The 261-nt window shown below is 66.7% G+C and carries 1 protein-coding gene; it reads left to right on the forward strand.

Annotated elements, in window-relative coordinates; genetic code table 11:
- Positions 1-7 precede the first annotated feature (7 nt).
- Positions 8-229, forward strand: coding sequence for an efflux RND transporter permease subunit (locus RMT89_RS46355; RefSeq protein ID WP_399499040.1), 222 nt, complete (start codon positions 8-10; stop codon positions 227-229).
- The last annotated feature ends 32 nt before the right edge of the window (positions 230-261 follow it).

A 261-nucleotide genomic window follows, 5' to 3' on the forward strand; every position in this document is an offset into this window, starting at 1 on the left:
GAAGCTTATGACCGCCCTTGCAATGATCATCGGCATGACGCCCATGGCCCTGGGACTCGGCGAGGGCGGAGAACAGAACGCGCCGCTGGGACGCGCCGTCATTGGCGGCCTGATCCTCGCCACCCTCGCCACGCTGGTGTTCGTGCCGGTGGTATTCAGTCTCGTCCATAGGCGCCACCGTGCGCTCGTCATCCCAGTCCCAGCCGGAGATCCCCGTGCCCCAGCATGAGCCCTCGTCCCAGCGGGAATCTGAGCGCGCAG

Origin of the sequence: Streptomyces sp. P17, from assembly GCF_032436805.1 — a bacterium.
GTDB lineage: Bacteria > Actinomycetota > Actinomycetes > Streptomycetales > Streptomycetaceae > Streptomyces.

Excerpts from the sequence above, each read along its gene's own strand:
- RMT89_RS46355 (WP_399499040.1), top strand. The coding sequence starts at position 8 with ATGACCGCCCTTGCAATGATCATCGGCATGACGCCCATGGCCCTGGGA.